Source organism: Streptomyces gobitricini, assembly GCF_039532985.1.
In the GTDB taxonomy this organism is placed as follows: Bacteria; Actinomycetota; Actinomycetes; order Streptomycetales; family Streptomycetaceae; genus Streptomyces; species Streptomyces gobitricini.
Window position 1 is genome coordinate 21,303 of sequence record NZ_BAAASR010000009.1, and the last position, 17,094, is coordinate 38,396.

A 17,094-nucleotide genomic window follows, 5' to 3' on the forward strand; every position below is an offset into this window, starting at 1 on the left:
CCTACTCGGGCTCGTTCAGGAGGCGGCCCCGGCGGGAGAGCAGGAACCGCTTGAAGGCCGCCACCGGCGGGGTGTCGGGGTGTCCGTCCAGCCAGGCGACGCCGATCTCGCGGGCGGCGCGCGGGGCCGTCACCGTGAGTTCCACGACACCGGGGCGGGCGACGGCGGGCGGCGGGAGCAGCGCGACACCGAGGCCGGCGGCGACCAGGCCGCGCAGCGTCTCGGCCTCCTCGCCCTCGAAGGCGATCCGGGGCGAGAAGCCCGCTTCGGCGCAGAGCGCGTCGGTGATGCGGCGCAGTCCGTAGCCGGGCTCCAGGGTCACGAACGTCTCGTCGGCGGCCTCCGCGAGGCGGACGCGCTTGCGGGACGCCAGCCGGTGGTCGTCCGGGACGACGAGCCGCAGCCGCTGCTCGTCCAGGCGGCGGGCGACCAGGTCGGGGGCGTCCGGCACGGGCGAGGTCAGGCACAGGTCCAGGTCGCCGGCGCGGAGACGCTCGATCATGGCCTCGCCGTAGTTCTGGACGAGCGTGAAGCGGACCTTGGGGTGGTCGACCCGGAAGGCTCGGATCAGCCCCGGGACGGTCTCCGAGCCCATGGTGTGGAGGAACCCGAAGGCGACCCGCCCCGCCGAGGGGTCGGCGTCCGCCCGTACCGCGTCGGCGGCGCGCTCCACCTCCCCCAGCGCCCGTTCGGCGGACGCCAGGAAGGTGCGGCCCGCCGGGGTGAGCGCGAGCGTGCGGCCCCTGCGGGCGAACAGCGAGACGCCGAGGTCCCGTTCGAGCCGGACCATGGCCCGCGACAGCGTCGACTGCGGCACCCCGAGGTCGTGCGCGGCCCGTGTCACATGCTCGTGCCGGGCGACCGCCGCGAAGTACGCGAGACGCGGCGCGAGCAGCAGCCCCATGTCTTCTTCGTTACTGTTCGGTGACAGCCACTCCTGTGAACTGTGGTTATGCGCCATGGGAACGATTAAAGCCGTTCCATGCATTGGACGCATGAGACGGGTGTGCCTACGGTCGGGGTATGCCTTCCGCCAGTACCAAGGCGGCCGCCACCGACGCGGTCGCCGACACTCGCCTTTCCCCCGGCCGCCCCGGCTACCGCCGGATGAGCTTCGCGCTCTTCGCCGCGGGGGTCGCCACCTTCGCCCTCCTCTACTCGACGCAGGCCCTGCTCCCGGCCGTCTCCGCCGACTTCGGCGTGAACGCCTCGGCCGCCAGCTGGACCGTGTCCGCCGCGACCGGCGCGCTCGCCCTGTGCGTCCTGCCGCTGAGCGCCCTGTCCGAGCGGTTCGGCCGCCGCGCCCTGATCACCGCGTCCCTGGTGGTCGCGGTGGCCCTGGGGCTCCTCGTGCCCTTCGCCCCGAGTCTGGAGTGGCTGGTGGGGCTGCGTACGGTGCAGGGCGCCGCGCTCGCGGGGGTGCCCGCGTCGGCGATGGCGTACCTGGCGGAGGAGGTGCGGCCCAAGGCGCTGGTCGCGGCGATCGGCCTGTTCGTGGCGGGCAACAGCATCGGCGGCATGAGCGGCCGGATCGTCACCGGCTGGGTCGCCCAGCTGTGGGGGTGGCGGGCCGCGCTCGCCGCGGTCGGCCTGATGGCCCTGGTGTGCGCGGTGGTGTTCCGGCTGATGATCCCCCGGGCGCGGCACTTCTCGCCCGGTTCGCTGAACCCGCGCGCGCTGGCGACGACGGTCCGGACACACCTGTCCGACCCGCTGCTGATGCGGCTGTACGCGATCGGCGCGCTGTTCATGACGGTGTTCGGCGCGGTCTACACGGTGATCGGCTACCGGCTCGTCGAGGCGCCGTTCTCGCTCCCGCAGGGCGTGATCGGTTCGATCTTCCTGGTGTACCTGGTCGGTACGGTCTCGTCGGCCGCGGCCGGGCGGCTCGTCGGCCGCATGGGGCGGCGCGGGGCGCTGTACCTGGCGGTGACCACGACGGCGGCGGGGCTGCTGCTGTCGCTGGCGGACACGCTGGCGCCGGTGCTCGCGGGCCTGGTGCTGATCACGGCCGGGTTCTTCGCCGGTCACGCGGTCGCCTCGTCCTCGGTGAGCCGTACCGCGAAGACGGGCCGGGCCCAGGCGTCGGCGCTGTACCAGTCGGCGTACTACCTGGGCAGCAGCGTGGGCGGCACGCTCGGCGCGGTCGCCTTCCACGCCGGCGGCTGGGCGGGCACGGTCCTGCTGGGGCTGGTCGCCGTCCTCGGGGTCGTGTCCCTCACCCTGTACGGGACGCACGCCGCGCGCGTGGAGAACCGCAAGTCCCGCGAAACGTACAACCGCGCCGCTTCCCCGAGCGTCCTAAGGGCATAACTGTCTCAAGGGGCTCCAGGGGGAGTGGTGTACGTGGGTGGGACACGGAAGAGGGCCGGGGTCGTGCTCGGGCTCACCGGACTGGTGGTGCCGCTGACCGTCGCGCTCGGCGCCGCACCGGCGCGGGCGGCGTCCTGTACGACGCAGACCGGGCCGTACCAGAAGCAGGTCGAGAAGTTCATGGGCAGGCCGGTGGACGGGAAGCAGTCGCCGGCCGACTGCAAGGCGACACAGACGTTCCAGCGCTGGCACGGGATCACGCCGACCGTCGGATACGCGGGTGAGATCACCTGGCGGACGATGAACACCATCCTCCAGCAGCGGGCGGCGGGGAAGACCCCCAACGCCGCGGGGAAGTGCCCCACCACCAAGGGGCGGATCGCGTGCGTGGACCTGACGCGCCAGCTTAGCTGGATCCAGGACGGCGCCAGGCTGGCGTACGGGCCGGTGCCGGTGCGGACCGGCCGGGACGGCGACGAGACCCGTACGGGCGCACGGAAGGTCTACCACCGCAACATCAACCACTGGTCCACGCTGTACAAGGTGTGGATGCCGTACGCGCAGTTCTTCGACGGCGGGCAGGCGTTCCACTCCGTCGGCAAGTCCATGTACAACCCGCCCGGCTCGCGCGGCTGCGTCAACATGCGCGAGGCGGACGCCAAGGCGTACTGGAGCATGCTGAAGAACGGCGACGACGTGTTCGTGTACGGGCGCAAGCCCGGCACCTGAGCCCCGTTGTCAGTCCCCTCCTGTAGCTTCCGTGAGTGAGGCAAGGGGAAGCGCGACAGGGGTGGACGCGATGACTGATACGGCGAGCGATGTGGCGAGCCTGGAGCAGTACCGGACCGAGCTGACCGGCTACTGCTACCGCATGCTGGGGTCGGCCTTCGAGGCGGAGGACGCCGTCCAGGACACCATGGTCCGGGCGTGGCGGAGCTTCGAGAAGTTCGAGGGCCGGTCCTCGGTGCGCTCCTGGCTGTACCGCATCGCGACGAACGTGTGCCTGGACGCGCTGAACGCGGGCAACCGCCGGGCACGGCCGATGGACCTGACCGCGCCGACCCCGGTGGCGCGGGCGCAGCTGAACTCGCGCCCGGAGGTCACCTGGCTGGAGCCGGTGCCCGACGGGCGGGTGCTGCCGACGGTCACCGACCCGGCGGAGGCGGCGGTGGCGAAGGAGACGGTGCGGCTGGCGTTCGTGGCGGCGCTGCAGCACCTGCCGCCGAAGCAGCGGGCGGTGCTGATCCTGCGCGAGGTGCTGGCCTGGAAGGCGAGCGAGGTGGCGGAACTGCTCGGCACCTCGGTCGCGTCGGTCAACAGCGCGTTGCAGCGGGCGCGGGCGACGCTCGCGGAGTCCGAGCCGGCGAAGACGGACACGGACGACCCCCTCGACGAGGACCAGAAGAAGCTCCTCGACCGGTACGTGGCGGCCTTCGAGGGGTACGACATGGCGGCCCTCACCGCGCTGCTCCACGAGGACGCCACCCTGTCCATGCCGCCCTACGACCTGTGGCTCCGGGGCCACGACGACATCGTCGGCTGGATGCTGGGCGTCGGCGAGGTCTGCCGGGGCTCGCGGCTGATGCCGGTGGTGGCCAACGGCACGCCGGCGTTCGCCCACTACCACCCGGACCCGGAGGGCGGCTTCACGCCGTGGGCCCTCATGGTCATCGAGATCGTGGACGGGAAGGTCTCGGGCATCACGTCCTTCCTGGACGTGAAGCGCTGGTTCCCGCTGTTCGATCTCCCGGAGCGGCTGGAGGCGGGGGCGGGGGCGGGGGCGTAAGGAGGAGGTCGGCCAGCCCGACCAGCTCCAGCAGCATCCGCAGCTCGGGCCCGGCACCCTGTACGGCCATCCGGTGCCCCAGCCGCCCGGCGGTCAGGCGCAGCCGGGCGAGCGCGTCGACGGCGGTGAGGCCCGGCCGGGCGACGCCGCCGACGTCGCAGACGACGTGGGCGGTACCGGTGGCGCCTCTGCCGGGGGTGCCGTCGGCGGAGCGCCCGCCGGTGCCTCCGTCCGCGTCCTCGCCGCCGCTCCCGCCGCCGCTCCCGCCGAGCAGTTCGGTCAGCTCCTCGCACAGCCGGGGGACGTCGGCCGGCTCGACGAGACCGACGACGCGGAAGACTTTCGGGTCCGTGGTGTCCACAGGGAAGGAGACCCGCCCCGTGGGCGGAACTCATCGGTGCCCGTACGCTGCGGCCCATGACTCGTGATCACCCTGACCCCGTCGAGCTCGTGATCTTCGACTGCGACGGCGTCCTGGTGGACAGCGAGCGGATCTGCGTGCGCGTTCCCCGGTATGCGGAACGGGACCGACGGGGGGTCATCGGTCCCGTTCACCTGTGGAGGTCAGGCGATGCGTTCCAGCACCACCGGGGTCGGCTCGTACGACGTGCCCTCGGCGGCGATGTCGTAGCTGCCGTCCAGGGACCGCAGGGCGTAGTCGAACTTCTCCGGGGTGTCCGTGTGCAGGGTCAGCAGCGGCTGGCCCGCCGTGACCGTGTCGCCCGGCTTGGCGTGGAGCTCGACGCCCGCGCCCGCCTGGACCGGGTCCTCCTTGCGGGCGCGGCCCGCGCCGAGGCGCCAGGCGGCGACGCCGACGCCGTACGCGTCGAGGCGGGTGAGGACGCCCGAGGAGGGGGCGGTGACGACGTGCCGCTCGCGGGCGACCGGGAGGGTGGCGTCCGGGTCACCGCCCTGGGCCGCGATCATGCGGCGCCAGACGTCCATGGCGGAGCCGTCCGCGAGGGCCTTCGCCGGGTCGGCGTCCTTGATGCCGGCCGCGTCGAGCATCTCGCGGGCGAGCGCGACGGTCAGCTCCACGACGTCGGCGGGGCCGCCGCCGGCGAGGACCTCGACGGACTCGCGGACCTCCAGGGCGTTGCCCGCGGTCAGGCCGAGCGGGGTCGCCATGTCGGTGAGGAGGGCGACCGTCTTCACCCCGTGGTCGGTGCCCAGGCCCACCATGGTGGAGGCCAGCTCACGCGCGTCCTCGATGTTCTTCATGAAGGCGCCGGAGCCGACCTTGACGTCCAGGACCAGCGAGCCGGTGCCCTCGGCGATCTTCTTCGACATGATCGAGGACGCGATCAGCGGGATCGCCTCGACCGTGCCGGTGACGTCGCGCAGCGCGTACAGCTTCTTGTCGGCGGGGGCCAGGCCGTCACCCGCCGCGCAGATGACCGCGCCGGTGGTGTCGAGGACGTTCAGCATCTCCTCGTTGGAGAGCAGCGCGCGCCAGCCGGGGATGGACTCCAGCTTGTCGAGCGTGCCGCCGGTGTGGCCGAGGCCGCGGCCGGACAGCTGCGGTACGGCGGCGCCGCACGCGGCGACCAGCGGGGCGAGCGGCAGGGTGATCTTGTCGCCGACGCCTCCGGTGGAGTGCTTGTCGGCGGTGGGGCGGGACAGCGAGGAGAAGTCCATCCGCTCGCCGCTCGCGATCATCGCGGCGGTCCAGCGGGCGATCTCCGTCCGGTTCATGCCGTTCAGCAGGATCGCCATCGCCAGAGCCGACATCTGCTCGTCGGCGACCTCACCGCGCGTGTAGGCGTCGATGACCCAGTCGATCTGCTCGGGGCTCAGCTCGCCCCGGTCCCGCTTGGTGCGGATGACGGAAATCGCGTCCATGGCCTAAAGGGTTCCTTCCAGCGGGGTGGGACAGTCCTGTGCGCGTGACTCTACGCGCATAGAGAAACGGGTGGGGAAAGGACGACCCCTCCGCGGACAGCGCGGAAGGGTCGTCCCGTTCTTACGACAGGTGCTGCGGTCCGAAGGCCTGCGGGAGCATTTCGGCGAGCGTCAGCACGCCCTCCGGGGTGTCGACCAGCAGGTCGTCGCCGCCGAACTCGTACAGCAGCTGCCGGCAGCGGCCGCACGGCACCAGCACCCGGCCGCGACCGTCCACGCACACGAAGTGCGTCAGCCGGCCGCCTCCGGTGGCCTGCAACTGGGAGACAAGCCCGCACTCGGCGCACAGGCCGACGCCGTACGAGGCGTTCTCCACGTTGCACCCGGTGACCGTGCGCCCGTCGTCGACGAGGGCCGCCGCGCCCACCGGGTAGCCGGAGTACGGGGCGTACGCATGGGACATCGCCTTCCGGGCGGCGTCGCGGAGCGCCTCCCACATGGCCTCGGTCACTTGCCCTGGCCCCTCTTGTACGGCATGCCGTCCGCCTTGGGCATCCGGAGCCGCTGCGCGGAGAGCGCGAGCACCAGCAGGGTGGTGACGTAGGGCGCGGCGTCCACGAACTGGCTGGGCAGCGCGTCGGTGAAGCCGTACCAGACGAACAGGACGGCCGACGTGGCGGCGGCGATGACCGCGGACACGTACTTCTTCCTGTAGAGCTGCCAGATCACCATCGCGACGAGCAGGATCGCCAGGAGCAGGAGCATCGCGTGGACGTTCTCGGCACCGCCGCGCAGCTTGAGGCTGTCGGTGAAGCCGAAGAGCCCGGCGCCGAGGGCCATGCCGCCCGGCATCCAGTTGCCGAAGATCATCGCGGCGAGGCCGATGTAACCACGGCCGCCGGTCTGGCCCTCCTGGTAGATGCCGGTGGAGACGATGGCCAGGAAGGCGCCGCCGAGGCCCGCGAGGGCGCCGGAGACGACGACGGCGATGTACTTGTACTTGTAGACGTTGACGCCGAGGGATTCGGCGGCGATCGGGTTCTCACCGCAGGACCGCAGCCGCAGGCCGAACGCGGTGCGCCACAGGACCCACCAGGTGGCGGGGATGAGCAGCAGCGCGACGACGGTCAGCAGCGAGAGGCCGGTGACCAGGCCGCCGAGCACGCCGGCCAGGTCGGAGACGAAGAACCAGTGCTTCCCCTGGAGGTCGGAGAGCCCGTCCGACAGCCCGGGGACGGTGATCCGGTCGATCGCCTCGATGCGGGGGGACTGCTTGGAGGAGCCGCCCTCGGCCTCGGCGAACGTGAAGTTGGACAGGTAGCGGGTGGCGCCGGTGGCCAGGATGGTGATGGCCACGCCGGAGACGATGTGGTTGACGTTGAACGTCACCGTCATCAGCGCGTGCAACAGGCCGCCGAGCGCGCCGCCCAGGATGCCCAGCGCGACGCCGGTCCACGGCCCCCACTGGTAGCCGGCCCAGGCACCGAACCAGGTGCCCATGATCATCATGCCTTCGAGGCCGATGTTGACCACGCCGGCCCGCTCGGACCACAGACCGCCGAGACCGGCCAGGCCGATGGGCACGGCGAGCTGGAGGGCGCCGGAGACCTGGCCCACGGAGGTGAGGTCGTCGGCGCCGCTGATCACACGGACCAGGGAGAAAAGCGCCAGGCCGCCGGCGATGATCAGCAGAACGACCGGCAGGGACATCCTGCGGCGTCCGCCGCCCTTCTTGGGCGCCGCGGCAGCGGCCGTAACAGTGCTCGTGGACTCGCTCATGCCGCCACGTCCTCCTTCTTCATTCGGGCCTGGGCGGCAAGCTCCTCGCCGACCTTCTGCTGCTGACGGCGCAGCCCGTACTGCCGGACGAGTTCGTACGCCACGACGACGGAGATCACGATCAGGCCCTGCATGATCGTGGCGATCTCCTTCTCGAAGCCGTACTGGTCCAGCGACGCGGACGCCTTGTCGAGGAAGGCGATGAGCAGCGCGGCGAAGAAGATGCCGACGGGGCTGTTGCGGCCGAGCAGGGCGATGGTGATGCCCGTGAAACCGACACCCACGGGGAAGCTCAGGCTGTACGTGTGGGTCTGGCCGAGCAGCATCGGCATACCGGCGAGACCGGCGACCGCGCCCGAGATCAGCATGGCGGTGAGGACCATCTTCTTCGCGTCCACGCCACTCGCCTGGGCGGCGGACCCGCTGGCGCCGGTGGCGCGCAGGTCGAAGCCGAAGCGGGTGCGGTTCAGGACGAACCAGTAGACGACGCCCAGCGCGAAGGCGACGAAGGTGAAGCCGTAGATGGTGCCGCCGTCCACGTCGAGGCCCGGCATCCAGCCGGACTCGGCGATCTCACCGGTGGTGAGGTCGTTGGAACCGGGAGGCTGCACACCGAGGTTGGCGGGCAGGATCATCCAGGCGATCAGGCTGGTGGCGATGGCGTTGAGCATGATCGTGGAGACCACCTCGCTGACACCGCGGGTGGTCTTCAGGACACCCGCGATACCGGCCCACAGGGCGCCGACGAGCATCGCGACGATGACGATCAACAGGATGTGGAGCGGGCCGGGCAGTTCGACGGCGGCACCGACGACCGCGGCGAGCATCACCGCCAGGCGGTACTGCCCGTCCACACCGATGTTGAACAGGTTCATCCGGAAGCCGATGGCGACCGCCAGCGCGGCGAGGTAGTACGTACCGGTCTGGTTGAGGATCAGGACCTGGATGTCCGTGAACTCCAGGCTCTGGAACATGATCCGGTACGGCTCGAACGGGTCACGGTTCGAGGCCAGCAGCACCACCGAGGTGAGCAGGAAGGCCACGACCAGGGCGAGCGCCGGGCCGGCGAGGCCCAGGATCAGCCGGTCCTTGTCGAACTTCTTCATCGGCCCTCACCGTTCGCGTTCTCGTCGTGGTGCTCGAGGTGGCCGGCCGCGGCACCGGTCATGGCCGAGCCCAGCTCCTCCGGGGTGATCGTGGCGGGGTCCGCGTCCGCGACCAGCCGGCCCCGGTACATCACCCGCAGGGTGTCGGAGAGCCCGATCAGCTCGTCCAGGTCGGCGGAGATCAGCAGCACCGCCAGGCCCTCGCGGCGCGCCTCGCGGATCTGGTCCCAGATCTGCGCCTGCGCGCCGACGTCCACGCCGCGGGTGGGGTGGGCGGCGATCAGCAGCTTGGGGGCGTGGCTCATCTCACGGCCGACGATCAGCTTCTGCTGGTTGCCGCCGGAGAGGGAGGCCGCGGTGACCTCGATCCCGGGGGTACGCACGTCGTACTCGCGCACGATCCGCTCGGTGTCCAGGCGGGCGGCCTTGATGTCGAGGATGCCGTGCTTGCTGTTGGGGGGCTCGGTGACGTGGCCGAGGATGCGGTTCTCCCACAGCGGGGACTCCAGCAGCAGGCCATGACGGTGACGGTCCTCGGGGATGTACCCGATGCCGCCCTCACGGCGCTTGCGGGTCGGCGCGTGCGAGATGTCGGTGCCGTCGAGGGTGATCACGCCGCCGTCGGGGTCCCGCAGGCCGATCAGGGCCTCGATGAGCTCGGTCTGGCCATTGCCCTCGACGCCGGCGATGCCCATCACCTCGCCCTTGTGGATGGTGAAGCCGATGCCCGCGAGGACCTCGCGGACGATGCCGTCCGGGTCCGTCTCGGTCAGCCGCAGGTCCTCGACCGTCAGCATCGGTACGTCGGTGACCGTCGACTCCCGGGTCTCCGGCGAGGGCAGCTCCGCGCCGACCATCAGCTCGGCGAGCTGCTTGGTGGTCGCGGTGCGGGGGTCCGCGGTGCCGACCGTCGTGCCGCGCCGGATGACGGTGATGTCGTCGGCGACGGACAGCACCTCGCCCAGCTTGTGGGAGATGAAGATGACGGTGAGCCCCTCCGCCTTGAGCTCACGCAGGTTGGCGAAGAGCGCGTCGACCTCCTGCGGGACGAGCACCGCGGTCGGCTCGTCCAGGATGAGCGTGCGGGCGCCCCGGAAGAGGACCTTGAGGATCTCCACGCGCTGGCGGTCTGCGACACCGAGCTGCTCGACCAGTACGTCGGGCCGGACGTTCAGCCCGTACGCGTCCGAGATCTCCTCGATCTTCTTACGGGCCCTGGCGCCGATGCCGTACAGCTTCTCGCTGCCCAGGACGACGTTCTCCAGCACGGTGAGGTTGTCGGCCAGCATGAAGTGCTGGTGGACCATGCCGATGCCGATCGCGATGGCGTCGGCCGGGCTGGAGAAGGAGACCTGCTTTCCGTCGATCGTGATGGTGCCCTCGTCCGGCTTCTGCATGCCGTAGAGGATCTTCATCAGGGTCGACTTGCCGGCCCCGTTCTCACCGATGAGGGCGTGGACGGTGCCCTTGCGGATGGTGATGTCGATGTCGTGGTTGGCGACGACGCCGGGGAAGCGCTTGGTGATGCCGCGCAGTTCTACGGCGGCAGCCGGCGGCGATGACGGACTGGACGCGTTGATGACGCACTCTCCTTGGCGGGAAAGGAGCTTCGGGAGCAAGGGGGGCTGGTGGGCAAGTGCCGAAGTTATCGCGCCACTCGGGGCTCTACGCGCGTAGCGACGACGAAGGGAAGAACAACCGGGGCGGAACACGGCCCGGGTCCGGAGAGCGCGGCTCGCGCCACACTCTCCGGACCCGCGCTCGCGTGTTCCGGCCGCGCGGTTACGGGGCGGTCTTGACCTTGATCTTGTCGGCGATGATGTCGGCCTTGGCCTGGTCCACGGCCTTGATGACGTCGGTCATCTTGGTGAAGGCCGGGTTGGAACGGGCCAGGCCCACGCCGTCCTCCTCGAGGCCGTAGCGGATCTCACCGTTCTGCGGCTTGCCCTCCTGGACCGACTTGATCAGGTTGAAGACGGCGCCCGAGACGTCCTTGGTCACCGAGGTGAGGATGTAGTCCTTGTAGGCCGCCAGGCCCTTCTGGCTGTACTGGTCCGAGTCGACGCCGATGGCCCACTTCTTCGCCTTGGCGGCGGCCTCGATGGAACCGGCGCCCGCGAGACCGGCGGCGGCGTAGATCACGTCGGCGCCGGCGTCGATCTGGCCCTGCGCCGCGGCCTTGCCCAGGTCCGGCTTGGAGAAGCCACCGAAGTCCGGCGGCTGCGTCAGGTACTGGACCTTGACGTTGACGTTCTTGTTGGTGTCCTTGACACCCTGGACGAAGCCCGCCTCGAACTTCTTGATCAGCGGGATCTCGACACCGCCGATGAAGCCGACCGTGTTCGTCTTGGTCACCTTGGCGGCGGCGACGCCGGCCAGGTAGGAGCCCTGCTCCTCGTTGAAGACCAGGTTGGCGATGTTCTTGCCGGTCTTCGAGGTGTCGTCGACGAGGCCGAAGGTGGTCTTCGGGAACTTCGGCGCGACCTCGGCAACGGCCGGGCCGTACGCGAAGCCGACCCCGATGACCGGGTTGTTGCCGGAGCGGGCCAGCTCGGTGAGGCGCTGGACCTTGTCCGGGTCGCCCTCGCCCTCGCTCGGCTCGGCCTCGGTGCCCTTGACCCCGAGCTCCTTCTCGGCCTTCTCCAGGCCGGCGTAGGCGGCGTCGTTGAAGGACTGGTCGCCACGGCCACCGATGTCGTACGCGATGGCGACCTTGGGCTCGCCGCTGTCGGCGGTGTTCGACGATTTTCCGCCACACGCGGTGGCGCTGAGCGCGAGTGCCGCGGACGCGACGCCCACGGTTGCGATCCTGGTGATCCGGCGCAAGGGAGGCTCCTTCGACCTGACCTAAGCGCCACTTCCGGCGCTGGTTTTGCGGCGATCGTAACGCGCGTAGATGTCAGATAAAGACCTGTACGGAAGCCGTTATCGATTCGTCGCGTACAGGCTGTGCGCCGGCCACCTGCCGTGGGTAGGCAAGGGGCGCGTACCACCCCGGCACGACCGACCCCTCTGGCCTGCGACGATCAAGCGGGCGACGGCGCCGGCCGGCCACCGGTGGCGCCATCGGCGGCTCGTGGCACCACTTTTGGCCAGGGCCGGCACTCCGGGAAACCCCTGGTGGCCGTCGACCGTCCGCACTACGCCGATCGGCGGCCCCGGCCCGGTTCCGACCCCCGCAAACGGGGCGGACTCCCTGTCCGGCGAGACCACCATCGGCACCCACGCTCACCATGAGCATCGCGCCGGCCGCCTCGCTTCCGAGCTTCGCCGCGCCGGCGTCCGCCGCCTCGGAACCGCCCGGCGGCGGCGCGGAGGCGGACGGAGGCGGCGTGCAGGCAGCCGGAGGCGGCGTGGAGGCGGCCGGAGGCGGCCGCCCGGGTGCCGCCCCGCGCACGGGCGGCAGCACCCGCGCCTCGAAGCGCCGCGCCAGGACCGTCCACGTCGGCCGGGACGGCACCACGTTCCCCGTGCGGGACGCGTGGAGAGCACCCGCCGGGGCGGGACGCTTCGCTGACCCGCGGGAACGGTGGCCGTCCGGCCTCACGCCCGGGGGCTCGACACGCGGACCGTGGCGCCCGGGCGACCGGAGGCCTCGCGACAGAGGGCGTCAGGGCCTTGGCGCGGGGCGTCCTTCGGTCGCGGGACGCGGCGTGGCGGGCGGCTCCTGCGCTCCGTCGGCGTCGAGGAGCGCGGCGGCGGTGAAGAGTTCGACGCCCACCCGGATGGCCTCCTCGTCGATGTCGAAGTTGCCCCGGTGGAGGTCGAGCCGGGAGGTGTCGCCCGGCCGGCGGACACCCAGCCGGGCCATCGCGCCGGGGACGTGCTCCATGTACCAGGAGAAGTCCTCGCCGCCGAGGCTCTGCTCGGTGTCCTCGATCGCGTACACGCCGCACCGGGCGGCCATCGCGTCGTGCAGCAGCTGGGCCACGGACGCGTCGTTGACGACCGGCGGGACGCCGCGTACGTACTCGATCTGGCACTTGGCGCCGTACAGCGTCGCCACCTCGTCGATCGCCGCGTACACCTGGTCCGGGGCGTGCCGCCAGGCCTCCAGGTCCAGGCAGCGGACCGTGCCGCCCAGCTCGGCGCGCTGGGGGATGACGTTGGGGGCGTGCCCCGCCTCGATGCGGCCCCACGTCAGGACCAGCCCGGAACGGGTGTCGATCCGGCGTGAGAGGACGGCGGGCGCGTCGACGGCGACGCGGGCCGCCGCGGTGACCATGTCCGTGGTCAGATGCGGGCGCGCGGTGTGACCGCCGGGCCCGTCGAGGGTGACCTCCAGGCGGTCGCAGGCGGAGGTGATCGGCCCGGTGCGCAGCCCGATGCGGCCCACGTCGACGCGCGGGTCGCAGTGCACGGCGACGATCCGGCCGACTCCGTCCAGCACGCCGGCGTCGATGGCGGTGATCGCGCCGCCCGGCATGACCTCCTCGGCGGGCTGGAAGATCAGGCGTACGGCGCCCGGCAGCAGTCCCTGGCGGGCCAGGTCCGCCAGCACCAGGCCGGCGCCGAGCACGACGGTGGTGTGCACGTCGTGGCCGCAGGCGTGGGCCCGGTCCGGCACCGTGGAGCGGTACGGGACGTCCGTCTTGGTGTCCGGGATGGGCAGCGCGTCGATGTCGGCGCGGATCGCCAGCATGGGGCGGACGCCGTCCCACGAACCGATGTCGCACGTCAGCCCCGTGCCACCGGGCAGGACCCGGGGGCTGAGCCCGGCCGCTTCGAGGCGCGTCTTGATCGCCGCGGTGGTGCGGAACTCCTGGAAGCCCAGCTCGGGGTGCATGTGCACATCCCGGCGGAACGCGATCAACTCGGCGCGCAGGGTCTCTGGCAGCGCGCCGAGGAGGGGCGTATCGCCGGGAACGTCTGTTTCGGGGTCGCGGGACATCACCTTGTTCACCCATGACAGGGTAGGCGCGTTTCGCCCTCAACTAACGTGTGATCTATAAAACTTCAGCCCGATAGGGGAAAGAAACCCTGGACGGCGGGCTTGAGCGCCAGGTCAAGTGGGTAAGCTCACGCCTTTTCAGGCACGTGTCGAACCTTCTCGATCGCGTTCCGGTCGGACGTTCGGGCCCGTGATCGGGCCCGGGCGGGCCGGGGTCTCACGCTCCGGTGAGTGACAGGCCGTGCGCCGACCGTGCCGATTCGGCCACACCCGCCAGGAAGCCCTGCGCGCGTGGTGAGGCGGTGTCACGCAGCCACTCCGGCGCTATCCCGCACACGGTGATCGTGACGCCGGTCCCCGCGAGGGCCGCGGGGAGGGTGTGCACCACCGTGGAAGGGAAGCTCAGTACCGTACGGCCGATCGGGCCGCGCCGGGCGATCACCTCCAGCGGCAGGTCCGGCCGGACGATCTCCAGGCCCGTCTCCACCGCTATCCGGTGCAGCTTCTCCACACTCTCGCGACGGTGTGCGAAGTAGCGCGTGGCGCCGTGGGCGGTGGCCAGCGCGGCGACCGCCCCGACGTACCGGCCGGGGTCCACCACGCCCGTCTCCACCAGCGACGTGCCCACCAGGTCCGCGCCCCGGGTCAGCCGGGGCGGGCCGAACCGGGCGCGGGTCCAGGCGAAGCGGTTGGTGGTCACCGTGGCGCCCACCGGGGCCTCGGCGAGCGGCAGGGCGGTGAAGACCTCGACCGTGCGGCGGCGCCCCGGCGCGAGGCGGCGGCGGGCCAGGGCGGTGACCGGGGCGAGGGCCAGTTCGCGCGGGTCCCGCAGGCCGCGGCGGTGCCAGCGCACGAGCCGTTCGCCCCGGGCGAGCTGGGCGGCGAACTCCATGGTGGCCGTGCCGTCGTCGACGACCGTGAGGGCGCGCGGGCCGAACAGCGTCAGCAGGAGCTGTACGTACCGGGAGAACGGGTCCCCGATGATCACCCGCTCGGCGCGCACCAGGGACTGCGCCAGCTCCCGCAGCGCCCGCGCCAGAGAGCCTCGGCCGCCCCGCGCCTCCTGCCAGCGGACGGCGAACCCCTCGTCGCGCGCCAGGCCGGCCATCCGCCGCAGCTGGCCGCGCGACATCGGGTCGGTGGGCGACAGGACGACGACGAGGAGATCGGGGCGGCCGGCGTGGTGGGCCCACTCCAGGACGTTCAGGAGCTGTACGGGGCTCTCGACGAAGGCGAGGTTCGCCGACCGGTTCGCGGATCCGGCCCGGGGCACGGCGGTCATACCCCGGCCGGGACGCGGCGGAGCTTCTTCATGGGGGCGAGCTCCGACTCGTAGACCTTCTTGACGCCGTCGCCGAGGGCGGTCTCGATGGTGCGGATGTCGCGCACGAGGCGGGTGAGACCGCCCGGCTCGACGGAGGCGGCCTGGTCGGAGCCCCACATGGCGCGGTCGAGGGTGATGTGGCGCTCGACGAAGCAGGCGCCGAGGGCGACGGCGGCCAGGGTGGTCTGCAGGCCGGTCTCGTGTCCGCTGTAGCCGATCGGGATGTTGGGGTAGTCCCGCATCAGGGACTGGATCACACGGAGGTTCAGTTCCTCGGCCCTGGCCGGGTAGGTGGAAGTGGCGTGGCAGAGCAGGATGTTGTCGCTGCCCAGCACCTCCACGGCGTGGCGGATCTGCTTCGGGGTCGACATTCCGGTGGACAGGACGACGGTGCGGCCGGTGGCGCGCAGCGCGCGCAGCAGTTCGTCGTCGGTGAGGCAGGCGGAGGCGACCTTGTGGGCGGGGACGTCGAACTTCTCCAGGAACGCCACGGCCTCGGTGTCCCACGGGGAGGCGAACCAGTCGATGCCGCGCTCGCGGCAGTGCTCGTCGATGGCGCGGTACTCGGCTTCGCCGAACTCCACGCGGTGGCGGTAGTCGATGTACGTCATCCGGCCCCAGGGCGTGTCGCGCTCGATGTGCCACTGGTCGCGCGGGGTGCAGATCTCGGGGGTGCGCTTCTGGAACTTGACGGCGTCGCACCCCGCGTCGACGGCGGCGTCGACGAGCGCGATGGCCTTGTCGAGGTCACCGTTGTGGTTGATGCCGATCTCGCCCGTGATGTAGACGGGCCGGCCGGGGCCGGTGGTCTTGCGGCCGAGTATGCGCAGGCGGGGGTCCATGGAGGGTCCTTACGTCGCGGGGGTGTGCAGGGTGGGGCCGAGGAGCCAGGTCGCGATCTCCCGGATCGCCCCCGCGCCGCCGGGGGTCGCGGTGACGGCTCGGGCTGCGGCCCGTACGGAGTCGTGGGCGCTCGCGACGGCGACGGGCCAGCCGACGAGGCCGAAGCAGGGCAGGTCGTTGACGTCGTTGCCGGCGTAGAGCACCCGGCGGGGGTCGATGGCGTGGTCGTCGCACCACTGCTTGAGCGCCAGGTCCTTGCGGTCGACGCCGTGCAGGACGGGGACGGCGAGCTTGCGGGCGCGGGCGGCGACGACGGGGTTCTGCTCGGTGGACAGGACCAGCAGCCGGACCCCGGCGCGGCGGAGCGCGGCGACGCCGAGCCCGTCGCCCCGGTGTACGGCGACGAGCTCGCGCCCGTCGGAGTCGACGAGCACCCGGTCGTCGGTCTGGGTGCCGTCGAAGTCCAGGATGACGGCGTCGACGTCGGCGAGCGTCGGCGTGGCCGCCGCGTCCAGCAGCGGCGCGAGCGCGCGGGCACGGGCGAGGTCATGCGGGTCGTCGATCTCCAGGACGCGGGCGGCGTCGGTGACGACGAGCGCGGTGCGGCCGAAGAACCGGTGCCGGTGCTCCCGGAAGCCGCGCGCGTCCATGGCGTACGCCGCGCCGGTCTCCAGGTACTCGGGCGCGCGGTCCTGGCGCCGGGGGCGGTGGGCCTGGTCATGGTTGACCCCGTGGGCGTCGTGCTCCTCCCGCCACAGGAAGCCGTGGGACGGCGCGACCGTCAGCGCCGTGCCGGCGTCGCCGTCCAGGACCCGGGCGGCGACGCCGTCGACGTCCCGCGCGGTCAGGAAGGGGCTGGTGCACTGCACGAGCAGGACCACGTCGACCGGGCGGGCGTGCCGGTCCTCGAAGGCGTCCATCGCGTGGAGCACCGCCGACTCGCTGGTCGCCGTGTCACCGGCGAGGCCGACGGGCCGCTGGACCGCCTCGGCGCCGGCGGCGCGGGCGGTGTCCGCGATGGCGGGGTCGTCGGTCGAGACGACGACGTCCGTCACCCGCCGGGCGCCCAGGCAGGCGCGTACCGCGCGGGCGACCAGGGGTACGCCGCCGACGGCCGCCAGGTTCTTGCCGGGCACGCCCTTCGAGCCGCCCCGGGCGGGTATGACGGCGAGGACGGTGCGGCGGGCGGGGCCGGGGGGCGGGCGGGTGG

15 protein-coding genes are annotated in these 17,094 nt (G+C 71.8%); 3 read left to right on the forward strand and 12 right to left on the reverse strand.

Annotated elements, in window-relative coordinates; all coding sequences use genetic code 11:
* Nucleotide 1 precedes the first annotated feature (1 nt).
* A complete protein-coding gene (locus tag ABD347_RS08805) occupies nucleotides 2–961 on the reverse strand; it encodes a LysR family transcriptional regulator (RefSeq protein WP_344358629.1) in 960 nt (319 codons plus the stop codon).
* Nucleotides 962–1,023: 62 nt separating this feature from the next.
* Between ABD347_RS08805 and ABD347_RS08810 the strand changes: the two genes are divergently transcribed.
* From ABD347_RS08810 to ABD347_RS08820, 3 genes are all read left to right on the forward strand, one after another.
* Nucleotides 1,024–2,313, forward strand: coding sequence for an MFS transporter (locus ABD347_RS08810; protein ID WP_344358633.1), 1,290 nt, complete (start codon nucleotides 1,024–1,026; stop codon nucleotides 2,311–2,313).
* An 84-nt stretch (nucleotides 2,314–2,397) separates the two neighbouring features.
* A complete protein-coding gene (locus tag ABD347_RS08815; RefSeq protein ID WP_344358659.1) occupies nucleotides 2,398–3,042 on the forward strand; it encodes a L,D-transpeptidase family protein in 645 nt (214 codons plus the stop codon).
* Nucleotides 3,043–3,112: 70 nt separating this feature from the next.
* Nucleotides 3,113–4,099 carry a sigma-70 family RNA polymerase sigma factor gene (locus ABD347_RS08820; RefSeq protein WP_344358636.1) on the forward strand — a complete coding sequence of 329 codons (987 nt, stop codon included), beginning with the start codon at nucleotides 3,113–3,115 and terminating at the stop codon, nucleotides 4,097–4,099.
* Here the strand turns inward: ABD347_RS08820 and ABD347_RS08825 are convergent.
* From ABD347_RS08825 to ABD347_RS08875, 11 genes are all read right to left on the reverse strand, one after another.
* Nucleotides 4,014–4,460, reverse strand: a complete 447-nt coding sequence (locus ABD347_RS08825) for an STAS domain-containing protein (RefSeq protein WP_344358637.1) — start codon at nucleotides 4,458–4,460, stop codon at nucleotides 4,014–4,016. The two genes, ABD347_RS08820 and ABD347_RS08825, sit on opposite strands and share 86 nt — an antisense overlap.
* A gap of 203 nt (nucleotides 4,461–4,663) precedes the next feature.
* Nucleotides 4,664–5,941: a thymidine phosphorylase gene (locus ABD347_RS08830; protein ID WP_344358640.1), complete on the reverse strand. Its 1,278-nt coding sequence runs from the start codon at nucleotides 5,939–5,941 to the stop codon at nucleotides 4,664–4,666.
* A 121-nt stretch (nucleotides 5,942–6,062) separates the two neighbouring features.
* Nucleotides 6,063–6,440: a cytidine deaminase gene (locus tag ABD347_RS08835; RefSeq protein ID WP_344358662.1), complete on the reverse strand. Its 378-nt coding sequence runs from the start codon at nucleotides 6,438–6,440 to the stop codon at nucleotides 6,063–6,065.
* 8 nt (nucleotides 6,441–6,448) lie between these two features.
* Nucleotides 6,449–7,720, reverse strand: a complete 1,272-nt coding sequence (locus tag ABD347_RS08840; protein ID WP_344358643.1) for an ABC transporter permease — start codon at nucleotides 7,718–7,720, stop codon at nucleotides 6,449–6,451.
* Nucleotides 7,717–8,826 carry an ABC transporter permease gene (locus tag ABD347_RS08845; protein WP_344358645.1) on the reverse strand — a complete coding sequence of 370 codons (1,110 nt, stop codon included), beginning with the start codon at nucleotides 8,824–8,826 and terminating at the stop codon, nucleotides 7,717–7,719. Before ABD347_RS08845 ends, ABD347_RS08840 begins: the two co-directional genes overlap by 4 nt.
* Nucleotides 8,823–10,406: an ABC transporter ATP-binding protein gene (locus ABD347_RS08850; RefSeq protein ID WP_344358665.1), complete on the reverse strand. Its 1,584-nt coding sequence runs from the start codon at nucleotides 10,404–10,406 to the stop codon at nucleotides 8,823–8,825. Before ABD347_RS08850 ends, ABD347_RS08845 begins: the two co-directional genes overlap by 4 nt.
* A 202-nt stretch (nucleotides 10,407–10,608) precedes the next feature.
* Entirely contained in the window at nucleotides 10,609–11,652 is a 1,044-nt protein-coding gene (locus tag ABD347_RS08855) for a BMP family lipoprotein (protein ID WP_344358648.1), read from the reverse strand.
* Between the two features lie 784 nt (nucleotides 11,653–12,436).
* Nucleotides 12,437–13,717, reverse strand: coding sequence for an amidohydrolase (locus ABD347_RS08860; RefSeq protein WP_344358668.1), 1,281 nt, complete (start codon nucleotides 13,715–13,717; stop codon nucleotides 12,437–12,439).
* 217 nt (nucleotides 13,718–13,934) lie between these two features.
* Complete coding sequence (locus tag ABD347_RS08865; RefSeq protein ID WP_344358650.1) at nucleotides 13,935–14,999, reverse strand: hypothetical protein; 1,065 nt, start codon at nucleotides 14,997–14,999, stop codon at nucleotides 13,935–13,937.
* The gene (locus ABD347_RS08870; RefSeq protein ID WP_344358653.1) at nucleotides 14,996–15,883 is read right to left on the reverse strand and encodes an N-acetylneuraminate synthase family protein; all 888 of its coding nucleotides are present in this window, start codon (nucleotides 15,881–15,883) and stop codon (nucleotides 14,996–14,998) included. The genes ABD347_RS08865 and ABD347_RS08870 overlap by 4 nt, the downstream gene beginning before the upstream one ends.
* A 9-nt stretch (nucleotides 15,884–15,892) precedes the next feature.
* The gene (locus ABD347_RS08875) at nucleotides 15,893–17,047 is read right to left on the reverse strand and encodes a cytidylyltransferase domain-containing protein (protein ID WP_344358671.1); all 1,155 of its coding nucleotides are present in this window, start codon (nucleotides 17,045–17,047) and stop codon (nucleotides 15,893–15,895) included.
* Between the last annotated feature and the right edge of the window lie 47 nt (nucleotides 17,048–17,094).